Raw genomic sequence first — 10,916 nt, 5'->3', positions numbered from 1 at the left:
CACGTCATTGTCCTATCCCGCCCACCTGAAAGTTAGAGAAAAGTAGAGCAGCGGACAACAACCCTGACAGAGGGGGGAGGCAGGTCATGGGCGGTCCTTTGGGGCTGACGTGTTTGTCAGCGGATGTACCACCGATCGCTGCGCGCTGCATGTCGTTTGTCAGGCTCGGACCAATCCATTTGTTTCAGGACTTTGTAAGCGATGGGGAAGGAGAGGAGCGCGCCTGCGATCATGGCTCCGATCACGGTGGGCCATGAGAAATAGCCCGCGACGATTACGGCGACGACAAGTATGCCGGAGGTGACGGAGGAGACGATGGAGTAGATGGCGAACGCGAAGTGGAGCATGGGGCGGGTCCTCTGGGGTGTGGTCTAGATAATAGGGCGTTTGGCGGTGCGTTCAATTAAGAGCGCCGCGTCAGAGGCGAGATGCAGACTAAAAGAACAGTCTCCACGCAAGCGGCAAGAGCAAGGCGGTAACAACAGCAATACGAGCATTTCTGTACATGACCTTTAGCTCGTCTCTTTGCCCAAGAGAAAACAATACTCTGGGGAACAAGAGCTTCAAAATTTTCTCAATCAGGATCGCTCCCAAAAAAAGACCCGCAAAAAAAAGAACAGCGTATGTTTCTTTGACTTCATCGTGCTGCGTTCCTGCATCAGAACTCCAGCCATAAAGGTCAACATAAAACGCAAACACAAGGACTGGTCCAAATATGGTTATCCAAGCCAGCAGGGACGTATGTTCAGAGATCCGAGAATACCATGGCGTGACATTCGTACGTAATTCATTGATGACCTGCATAAACCTCAGCACATCATCAATTGACCCGCCTCCAGTGGCAGAAAAGGTGCTGTAAGAGGAGTTTTTGAACTCAACACTAAATCGATTTTGGACGTAATTAGATAAATCTGTCTTTTCCTGTGCCGTAATCGTAATAGATTCTATTCTACTAGTCTTAGTATTCTTAATTTCTGAGCAGTCAGTGACTTTTTATGCGTAACTACAACACTATCGGAATTGCGCACTTTGAGTACTACTTGATCGCCAAAACTCAACATGGCCGTAATGGCATCGTTCAGCGCCTTCTGGTCAAGGACAACTGCTTTCGACCAAATGTTGCTATAGCTAATACTTGTATCAGAAATAACCTGCCCTCACTTTTAAAAACAGACCTAGCTCAAGTTAGACCGCTGATCCATCTTTATCTAACCCAACTCGCTCCATCCGCACCCAGTGGGAACGCGCATTGCTTTGCAATACGCTGCCTCCCACCGTCGCTAAAAATGGTCGGCTTTTAGCCGTCCATTTTTAGCGCTGAAATGAACGCTTCCTGCGGAATGTTCACGCTACCGAACTGACGCATCTTCTTCTTACCCGCTTTCTGCTTATCCAGCAGTTTGCGTTTACGCGATGCGTCGCCGCCGTAGCATTTGGCGGTCACGTCTTTGCGCATGGCAGACAGAGTTTCGCGGGCGATCACTTTGCCGCCAATCGCCGCTTGGATCGGGATTTTGAACATGTGGCGGGGGATCAGGTCTTTTAGCTTTTCGACCATCGCACGGCCGCGCGTCTCGGCCCGGTCACGGTGGACCATGGTAGAGAGGGCGTCGACCGGTTCGTCGTTCACAAGGATGCTCATTTTCACCAATGCGTCCTCGCGGTAGCCGATCATCGAATAGTCGAAGCTGGCGTAGCCTTTGGTCACGGATTTGAGGCGGTCGTAGAAGTCGAACACAACCTCGTTGAGCGGCAGGTCATAGACCACCATCGCGCGGGAGCCTGCATAGGTGAGGTCCATCTGGACGCCGCGGCGGTCCTGACACAGCTTCAGCACGTCACCAAGGTATTCGTCGGGCACAAGGATCGTCGCCTTGATCCGCGGTTCTTCAAGGTGGTCGACAAACGTGAGGTCGGGCATGTCGGCGGGGTTGTGCAGTTCCTGCATCGTGCCGTCGCGCATGTGGATATTGTAGATAACGCTTGGCGCGGTGGTGATCAGGTCGATGTCATACTCACGCTCGATCCGGTCACGGATGACTTCGAGGTGCAGCAGGCCAAGAAAGCCGCAGCGGAAGCCGAAGCCGAGCGCGGCGGAGGTTTCCATCTCGTAGCTGAAGGACGCGTCGTTGAGCGCGAGTTTTTCGATGCTGTCGCGCAGGTCTTCGAAGAGGGCGGCGTCGACGGGGAAGAGGCCACAGAATACGACGGGCTGGGCGGGTTTGAAGCCCGGCAGTGCCTTTTCGCAGGGGCGTTTTTCGTGTGTGATCGTGTCGCCCACGCGCGTGTCGCGGACCTGTTTGATGGACGCCGTGAGGAAGCCGATGTCGCCGGGGCCAAGTTCATCGATTTCGGTCATGGCGGGGCGGAAGACGCCGATGCGGTCGACGTGGTGGACCGAGCCGTTTTGCATCATCATGATGCGGTCGCCCTTTTTCAATTTGCCATCCATGATGCGCACAAGGACGATCACGCCGAGATAGCTGTCGTACCACGAATCCACCAGCATCGCCTTAAGCGGCGCATCGAGTGTGCCTTTGGGGGCGGGCAGATGGTGTACGATGGCTTCCAGAGTCTCAACGATCCCCTGCCCCGTTTTGGCGGAGACACGGATCGCGCCGGACGCGTCGATGCCGATGACATCTTCAATCTGTTCGGCCACGCGGTCACAATCGGTGGCGGGCAGGTCGATCTTGTTGAGGATCGGCACGATCTCGTGATCCGCATCAATGGCGTGATACACGTTGGCGAGTGTCTGCGCTTCAACGCCTTGCGTGCTGTCCACCACCAGCAAAGAGCCTTCGACCGCGCGCATGGAGCGGGAGACTTCATAGGCGAAATCGACGTGACCGGGGGTGTCGATCAGGTTGAGAACGTAATCCTCACCGTTGAGCGCCTTGTAGTTGATCCGCACGGTCTGTGCTTTGATCGTGATGCCGCGCTCGCGCTCGATGTCCATACTATCCAGCATCTGCGCTTTCATATCGCGCAAGGCAACTGTCTGCGTCTCTTGGATGAGACGATCAGCGAGGGTGGATTTGCCATGGTCGATGTGCGCGACGATGGAGAAATTGCGGATGTGTGAAAGTGGTGTCATGAATTGGATATGTAGGTGTTTTGAAGGGCGGTCAAGGTGGTTGATGATCCATATGGGACTGCTTTTGCGAGCATTGGTTAAACATGTGCGCCTGATACGGGATATCATTTCCCGAACACAGGCCGGTACCAACCCGCTTGCCAGAAAAGAGCTATAATTTGCGCTTCGTTCACGAATCCGCGATCAAACGTGTGCACGCGTGAATTTTCATCCGGAAAAAGTAGGAGCATAGGGGGACTGTCGGAACATTTTCTGCCGCCTCCCTACACTTTCTAAAAGGAAAAACCATGCGCCCGATTACTCTTTTAGCCGTGCCTGCATTGCTCGCTTTCCCAACATTTGCCGCCGCCCAAGACGCCGCCCCAGAGTGGGACTTCTACGGCCAGCTCAATCTCGGCATTATCAGCGTCGATAACGGGGTCGATACCGAAACGGCCCTTATCGACAACGACAACTCAAACTCCCGTGTCGGTGTGATCTTTCGCCAAGGTCTGGCCAACGGCGGCCAATTCCGGTTTAATTTTGAAACCGCGATCGGCCTGACCGGATCAAGCGCTATCAACGGCGACGACAACGATCTGGATGTCGATTACAACCGCCGCGAGCTGCGCAAGCTGGAAATTGTCTATCAAACAGCCACGATCGGTACATTCTCGTTCGGTCAGGGTAGCATCGCAACAGACGGCTCGGGCGAAGTTGATTTTTCAGGGACAGGCGTTGCAGCCTATGCCGGCACCAGCGACGTTGCAGGCAGCCAATCGCTTGCGCTGAACGACGGCACTATCTCTGGCACCTCCATCGGCAATGCGTTCAAAACCTTTGACGGTGGTCGCCGCCTCCGCATCCGCTACGATACACCAACGTACAACGGTTTCGGATTCGCAGTGTCGGCAGGCCAAGAAGTACTGGCCAGCGGTAACGATGACGAATTCTACGACTTTGGCCTGTCATACGATAAAGACTATGGCGATTATAAAGTCGCAGCACGTCTCGGCCACTCCATCCGAGACAGCGCAGAAGCGTACACGCTAGCATCCGCAGCGATCCTGCACGAACCCACGGGCCTGAGCTTTGCTTTAGCTGCTGGTCAATCTCGTGAAGCGGACACAGATTATGTCTACGCAAAAGCAGGCTTGCAGCGCGATTGGGTGTCCTTTGGCCGCACATATCTGTCTGCCGACTACTATAGCGGCTCGGATTTCGCATTTTCCGGTAGCGATTCGCAATCTGTTGGTCTTGCCGTTGTGCAGAAGGTCGACGCCTATAACGTCGAGCTTTACGCGACATACCGGACCTTCGAACTTGACGGTGACAGCAGCAATTTCGACGACGTTAACGTGACATTCGTCGGCGCGCGCTGGAAGTTCTAAGACCTCCTCCACGGAACGACATGACGCCGCTGCAGAGAAATTCTGCGGCGGCGTTTTCATTTGTGATTTGAAGAAAACCCAAACTTGTGCATACTGGGCGACAGAGCAGATAAAGCCGCACCCAAAGGGGAAAACCCCGTTCGTGGCATGAGACAAAGGCAGAGATGATGAAACCTATGGTTTTGGCGCTTGTTGCGCTATCCACACTTGCCGCCTGCGGTGGCAAAGCGTCCAACTACACCACGCGCGGGGCATTCACCCCCACGCAGCTTTACGCGACGGGCCCACTTCAGCGCGCCTGCATGTCGCAGGGGCGCAGGGCTGCCAATTCGCAGCGATGCGGCTGTGTTCAGGCTGTGGCCGACCAGCAGCTTTCCTCATCCGATCAGCGTCGTGGCGTGAAAGCATTCAAAGATCCGCACAAGGTGCAGGTCTGGCGCCAGTCTGACCGCGCGTCCGACAATGCCTTCTGGGCGACATGGAAAGCATTTGGCCGCACCGCCGAAGCCGTCTGCTCATAAGCTGAGCCGCGCAGTATAGGAAACCCGCCTCATTCCGAGATTTTTCGGCCAAAACGACTCGGCTTGCCTCATGTGCTCCGGCCGAAGCCATCTGCAATGAAACAAGTATTGGACGGCGGCGCTCGCGTGCGCTTCCGTCTTTTTCAGGTCACTAGGCGAGGGATTGCGTGGGCGGACCAAAGCGTTCGCGCAGGCGTGTCACGATCTGGTCACGGGCGGCGCGGAACTGAGCAAGCGTGGCTTCGCGCCCCTCTCCCAGCCCAGTCGGATCAAGGACCGGCCAATACTCAACATCGAGATGGAAGTACCGTGTCAGTTCAAGCGCGCGGCGCTGCGATGCGGGCGACAGGGCAATTACCAGATCAAAAGAACTCAGATCATCGCCCCAGTCCTCCATCTCGTCAAAGCTGCGCGAGCGGTGGCGCGAAAGCTCAACCCCCACCTCCTGACATACCGCGATCGAGAACCCGTTGATTTCAAGGTCATTCTTGACCCCGACCGACTGGACATAGACGTCCATGCCGAAGAATTTCTTCATCAACCCTTCAGCCATCGGGGAGCGGACTGCATTGTGATCGCAACAAAAAAGGACTGATTGCGGCAGCTGCTGCGTCACCTCAGCCCCCGAAGTGTAGAACACAAATGAGAGTGAACAGGCGGCGGGCGGTATCAATGTCGATCTCCGCCTTGCCCTCCAGCCGCTCTTGAAGCACGCGGGAGCCTTCCATGTGGATGCCGCGACGCGCCATATCGATGGTTTCGATCTGGGCAGGCGGCAGCTTTTTCACCGCATCAAAATAGCTTTCGCAGATTTGGAAGTAGTCTTTAACAACCTGACGGAACGGACCAAGCGATAGGTGAAATTCCGCTGCTTTTTCAGCGCCTTCCGTGTTCACATCGAACACTAAACGCTTGTCGCGAATGGATAGGCCCAGATGATAAGGCCCTTGTGGGACAGCCCGCCCATCGCGCTCGGGCAGCACAAACGTGTTGTCCTCCAAAAGGTCAAACATGGCTACACGGCGCTCCTGCTCTATCTCCGCCGTCGGCGGGGGCAGGTTGGCGTCGTCAAGATTGATATGTACGATGCGGGACATCGGCGCATCCTTTTGCGAAAGGGTTAGCAGGTTGAATACGCCAGCAGGCGCGGCGTGGCAATGGAGGCGCATCGTTTCAGGCGATTTGCAGATAGCCACCGATCCATAGGATCACCACGACAGCGGCACGAACCCCTTGAGCAATCCCGCGCCGTGGTGCGGTGTCTACTCAGCGGTTAAGCTTGTCCAGCCGTGCGGTGACCGAAAGGCCATGCGCCTCAAGGCTTTCCGAAGCCGCTAGCCGCTCGGCGGCAGGACCGATCGCGCGCAGCGCTTCGGGTGTCATATGGGCCAATGTCGTCCGCTTCATGAAATCCAGCACTGACAGACCTGAGGAAAAGCGCGCTGAACGGGCCGTGGGCAGCACGTGGTTGGGGCCACCTACATAATCACCAATGGCCTCTGGCGTCCATTGACCCAAAAAGATCGCGCCCGCGTGCGTGATCTGAGCGCTGAGCGCGTGAGGGTCTGCCACGCAAAGCTCAAGGTGCTCCGGTGCGATCCTGTCCGCCAGGCGCGCGGCAGTCGTCAGGTCAGGCACAGTGATGATGGCTCCAAAATCGCGCCATGAAGGGCGTGCAATGTGCGCGCGCTGCAAGGTCTCAAGCCGGTTTTCGACGGCTGCGGCAACAGCTTTGCCAAAGGCCGGATCGGTTGTGATCAGCAAGGACTGCGCGCTTTCGTCATGTTCGGCTTGCGACAGCAGATCAAGCGCGATCCAGTCGGGATCATTGTCGCCGTCGGCAATAACGAGAATTTCCGACGGGCCTGCGATCATATCGATGCCAACCTTGCCGAACACGCGGCGCTTGGCGGCGGCGACGAACGCGTTGCCGGGGCCGGTGATCTTGTCAACGGGCGCGATTGTATCCGTACCGTAAGCCAACGCCGCCACGGCCTGCGCACCGCCGATGCGGTAAATCTCGTCCACACCGGATATCTGCGCCGCCAGCAGCACCAGCGGATTGAGAATACCGTCCGGTGTGGGCACAACCATGGCAAGGCGCCCGACCCCTGCAACTTTGGCGGGGATAGCATTCATCAAAACGGAACTGGGGTAGCTTGCCAACCCGCCGGGTACATACAGCCCCGCAGCAGAGACTGCGGACCAGCGCCAACCCAAAGTTGCGCCTGCCTCGTCCGTCCATTCGGCATCTTCAGGAAGCTGGCGTTCGTGGTAGGCGCGGATACGTGCTGCGGCCAATTCCAGCGCGGCCCTGTCTTCGGTCGAGACCTCTTCGCATGCTTTCGCAACCTCTTCGCTGCTGATGCGCAGGCTGTCAGCGGTAAGGGTGACCCGGTCAAACTTTGCCGTCAGCTCAATCACGGCAGCGTCACCGCGCGCACGCACGTCGGCGATAATGCCTGCCACGGTGGCGTCCACATCGGGGCTGTCCTCACGCTTTGCGTTCAACAGCGTCGTAAAGGCAGTTTCAAAATCGGCAGCTGTGGCATCAAGGAATACGGGCATAGGGCAGGCTCCTGTGTTGGCTCAATCAGGTAGCGGGGTTTGCCGCAGTCCTCAAGAGGGGAGCGGCGGCTGCATTTTGACGCGGGCAAAGGCTTTAGCAGGAATCCTGTTCGAACACCGTACCGGCAAAATACAGCAGCGAGTTCTATGTCAGTCTGGGTGGGTAGGGCGCTTTTTAGACGGTGCCACATAGGGGCGCGTCACGTCTTTTAGCGTCACATCCAGCGCCTCTACAGTCAAACGGATAGCACCGTCTCCGGCAAGCGTGAGGGCAACCTGACCAGACGGGCTTTCGCTTTCGTCGAAGGCGATGTGCAAAAGCGAAAGTACCGTATCGGCATCCCCTTTCGGCACGCCTTGCGAAGCGACCGCTTGCACATTGGAGAACACGAGCACCGATTGCACCCGCTCGGGCACGTGGCGATTGGCCCCCGCATCTTCCCAGCGCATGCGGTTCAGCAGCAGCGCAAAGCGGCCTTCACGCTTGAGCCAGCGCATCTCGGACGCGGGAAAGACCGCGTCCTGTACGAGCGTGGAGATGATCGTCAAATCATCGGCATCCAAAGCGCCAAGGTTCAGCGGTGCTTCGCCGCCATCTTCAAAGCGTGCATCATCGTTCATTCGTCTTTGATCCGTTCAATATTGGCGCCAACTCCCGACAGCTTCGCCACCACATGTTCGTACCCGCGATCAAGGTGATAAACGCGAGACACCTTGGTCTCACCTTCTGCCGCCATGCCAGCAAGGATCAGCGAAACAGACGCCCGCAGATCGGTCGCCATCACCTGCGCACCTTTGAGTTTATCAACACCTGTCACCACGGCCTTACCCCCGTGCACGTCGACCTTGGCCCCCATACGGATCAGCTCGGGTGCGTGCATAAACCGGTTCTCGAAGATTTTTTCTTCAAGGGTCGATGTCCCTTCGGCGGTGCACAACAGCGCCATCATCTGCGCCTGTAGATCGGTGGGAAAACCCGGGAAAGGTTCTGTTGTGACATCGACTGCGTGCACGCGATCACCGCGGCGCTTCACCTTAAGACCTTTGTCCGTTTCCGTAACTTCGATACCTGCAGCGTCCAGCTTTTCACAGAAAGCGCCGATCAAATTGATCCGCCCCCCCAGCAACTCAACCTCGCCGCCACAGATAGCAGGGGCCAGCACGTACGTGCCCAATTCAATCCGGTCCGTGACAACAGGGTGCGTTGCTGCACCCAAACGATCGACACCCTGAATGGTGATACTTGAGGTGCCGTCGCCCTCAATCTGCGCGCCCATGCGGCGCAAGCAGTCGGCAAGATCCACGATCTCAGGCTCGCGTGCGGCGTTGTTGATGACAGTGGTGCCTTTGGCCAACGTGGCTGCCATCATGATGTTCTCGGTCGCGCCGACCGATGCGAAGGGGAAGTCGATGACAGCGCCCTTGAGGCGACCACCAGCGGCTTTCGCATAAAGATAACCATCGCGCAGATCGATTTGCGCGCCCATCTTGGCCAAACCGTCTGTGTGAATATCCATGGGACGCGCGCCAATGGCACAACCGCCGGGCAACGAAACCTCGGCATAGCCTTCACGCGCCAGAAGCGGACCCAGCACCAGATTGGAAGCACGCATTTTGCGCACGATATCATATTCGGCGCGTGTATTGATCTCTCCATGCGAAGACATCGCGATCACGCGACCCTCCTGAAGGGAAGTAACTTCGGCGCCCAAAGACTGCAGCAACTGCGTCATTGTGCGAATGTCCGACAAGCGCGGCGCATTGGTCAGTGTCAGCGGCTCCTCGCTCAGCAAGGTCGCAGGCATTAGTGTCAGGCAGGCATTTTTTGCACCCGCGATCGGAATAGAGCCAGACAGCGGCCCACCGCCCCGTACCAGAATTGCGTCCATGTTTTAGGATTCCTTGTCTTGCGCGGTTTGCGCTGTGCCTGTGGTGCTGCCCTCTGGCGCATCCGTTGCCCGTGCCCGCGCCTGCGTTTTGCGACGCGCCATATTAGCTTTGAGCGCCTGAGAGAGACGCGCCTGCTTGCGCGCAGCTTCTGCCGCTTTGGCTGTTTGTGCTCGTGTATGAGAGGTCTGTTTGTCTGCCATAGCGCCTGTCTAGCGCAGGTACTGCGCGGGGTCTAGATTAGGCGCGAATTTGGCTTGCGCAGACGACCGATAGAAGCTAATCAGCCCGCTATCGGCGCTGCTGTAGCTCAGAGGTAGAGCACTCCCTTGGTAAGGGAGAGGTCGAGAGTTCGATTCTCTCCAGCAGCACCATGTTAACCCCCTGATATCATTGAAACCCCTTGACTATATGGGGCTTTGCCCGTCTCGCTGTTACAAAACGCGTAACAAAATGGAGCAGGTTGTGGCGGGTAAGATCAAGAATTTCCTCGATCGTGACGGTCGCTATTTTTCACGTATTGCAGTGCCAGAAAGGCTACGCCCTTTCCTGGAAAACAAGACCGAGCTTCGAAAAGCGCTTGGCGGTGACCGGCGCGAGGCGATCGCCCAGCACACCATAGAGATCGCAGTGCTTCAAATGATGCTGGGTAATGCGGAGTTCCAGTATCGTGATGCAGCCACAAAACAGCCAGAGCCTGTCGAGCTTTGGAGCATTCAGGAAATCGCGACAGACAACTATCTTGACCGGCTCGCCTTCGACACAGATCTGAGAGCAACAACAGCTGATTATGCCCGCATGGGTCTCGATGATCACCTAGCGGCTCTCCTGAAGCGTGGCTATTCTGGGCTGCTCATTGACGGGGAGTTGGCGGTGCTGGTCGTTTTGAGGCTCAACAGATACAAACATCTGGGCCGCACAATTGCTCAATACCGCACCCAAGAATGGCGCGCGCTGGCAATGGCCCTTTGCAGGTCAGAATATGAAGCCATGGCACGCGCAGCAGAGCGGGATGAAGGCAATTTCGCGGGGCAACCGAGTGCGGACTTCGTAATATCGCGACCAGTGCAGATACAGCCACAAGAACGGACGCCTCAACCTGCCCCACTGGCCCCACCGGCCCTAAAGAAGTCTCTATCGTTGCAATCTCTGTTCGAAGAGTATCTCACGAGTAGAAAACGTCTTGGGCGGGGAACAAGTATCGAGAAGCGCTGGCAGCCCGTGATTACCGACCTCGCCCGTTTTTTGCAAAGTGACAACGCGCGGGACATCAGCAAGGCGGACATCGTCCGATGGCGAAACAAAAAACTTGAGACCCTTTCACCAAAAACTGTGAAAGCGGTTTACCTTGCCTGTATTCAGACGCTTCTGAGGTGGGCTGTCGAAAACGACCATTTGCCTACGAATGCGGCTGAAGCCTGTTGAATGTCACTGAGAACTGACCCGGTATTTTCACCGAGATTTGACCCGCTC

General features: G+C 56.6%; 12 protein-coding genes and 1 tRNA gene. 4 read left to right on the top strand and 9 right to left on the bottom strand.

From position 1 onward, the window contains the following. Positions 1–116 precede the first annotated feature (116 nt). The 3 genes from V7730_RS20260 to lepA all read right to left on the bottom strand — a co-directional run bounded on the left by V7730_RS20260 (position 117) and on the right by lepA (position 3,097). Positions 117–347, bottom strand: a complete 231-nt coding sequence (locus V7730_RS20260) for a hypothetical protein (protein WP_335749383.1) — start codon at positions 345–347, stop codon at positions 117–119. An 88-nt stretch (positions 348–435) separates the two neighbouring features. Beyond that, complete coding sequence (locus V7730_RS20255; protein WP_335749382.1) at positions 436–804, bottom strand: hypothetical protein; 369 nt, start codon at positions 802–804, stop codon at positions 436–438. A gap of 493 nt (positions 805–1,297) precedes the next feature. Further along, on the bottom strand, positions 1,298–3,097 hold the full coding sequence (lepA, locus tag V7730_RS20250; protein WP_335749381.1) for a translation elongation factor 4: 1,800 nt from the start codon (positions 3,095–3,097) through the stop codon (positions 1,298–1,300). A gap of 287 nt (positions 3,098–3,384) precedes the next feature. Here lepA and V7730_RS20245 point away from each other — a divergent pair, with 287 nt between their 5' ends. Together V7730_RS20245 and V7730_RS20240 are read left to right on the top strand one after the other, a co-directional pair. Then, a complete protein-coding gene (locus tag V7730_RS20245) occupies positions 3,385–4,467 on the top strand; it encodes a porin (protein WP_335749380.1) in 1,083 nt (360 codons plus the stop codon). A 167-nt stretch (positions 4,468–4,634) separates the two neighbouring features. Further along, complete coding sequence (locus V7730_RS20240) at positions 4,635–4,988, top strand: hypothetical protein (RefSeq protein ID WP_335749379.1); 354 nt, start codon at positions 4,635–4,637, stop codon at positions 4,986–4,988. Positions 4,989–5,139: 151 nt separating this feature from the next. Here V7730_RS20240 and V7730_RS20235 read toward each other — a convergent pair whose 3' ends face one another. The 6 genes from V7730_RS20235 to V7730_RS20210 all read right to left on the bottom strand — a co-directional run bounded on the left by V7730_RS20235 (position 5,140) and on the right by V7730_RS20210 (position 9,646). Next, on the bottom strand, positions 5,140–5,604 hold the full coding sequence (locus V7730_RS20235; protein WP_335749384.1) for an arsenate-mycothiol transferase ArsC: 465 nt from the start codon (positions 5,602–5,604) through the stop codon (positions 5,140–5,142). Position 5,605: 1 nt separating this feature from the next. Further along, positions 5,606–6,085 (bottom strand): UPF0262 family protein, encoded by a 480-nt coding sequence (locus V7730_RS20230; RefSeq protein ID WP_335749378.1) that lies wholly within the window; start codon positions 6,083–6,085, stop codon positions 5,606–5,608. Between the two features lie 169 nt (positions 6,086–6,254). Then, entirely contained in the window at positions 6,255–7,556 is a 1,302-nt protein-coding gene (gene hisD / locus V7730_RS20225) for a histidinol dehydrogenase (RefSeq protein ID WP_335749377.1), read from the bottom strand. 150 nt (positions 7,557–7,706) lie between these two features. Continuing rightward, the gene (locus V7730_RS20220; protein WP_335749376.1) at positions 7,707–8,177 is read right to left on the bottom strand and encodes a DUF2948 family protein; all 471 of its coding nucleotides are present in this window, start codon (positions 8,175–8,177) and stop codon (positions 7,707–7,709) included. Next, positions 8,174–9,445 carry a UDP-N-acetylglucosamine 1-carboxyvinyltransferase gene (gene murA, locus V7730_RS20215; protein WP_335749375.1) on the bottom strand — a complete coding sequence of 424 codons (1,272 nt, stop codon included), beginning with the start codon at positions 9,443–9,445 and terminating at the stop codon, positions 8,174–8,176. Before murA ends, V7730_RS20220 begins: the two co-directional genes overlap by 4 nt. Positions 9,446–9,448: 3 nt before the next feature. Then, entirely contained in the window at positions 9,449–9,646 is a 198-nt protein-coding gene (locus V7730_RS20210) for a hypothetical protein (protein ID WP_335749374.1), read from the bottom strand. A gap of 96 nt (positions 9,647–9,742) precedes the next feature. On the opposite strand from V7730_RS20210, the gene V7730_RS20205 reads away from it, so the two are divergent. After that, positions 9,743–9,817 (top strand) — tRNA-Thr (locus V7730_RS20205). Between the two features lie 91 nt (positions 9,818–9,908). Then, entirely contained in the window at positions 9,909–10,868 is a 960-nt protein-coding gene (locus V7730_RS20200; RefSeq protein WP_335749373.1) for a hypothetical protein, read from the top strand. Positions 10,869–10,916: the final 48 nt, after the last annotated feature.

It is taken from the genome of Sulfitobacter sp. (genome assembly GCF_036961165.1).
Classification (GTDB): Bacteria; Pseudomonadota; Alphaproteobacteria; order Rhodobacterales; family Rhodobacteraceae; genus Sulfitobacter.
The sequence above is the reverse complement of the archived record's forward strand: the minus strand, read 5'-3'. Positions and strand labels throughout refer to the sequence as shown.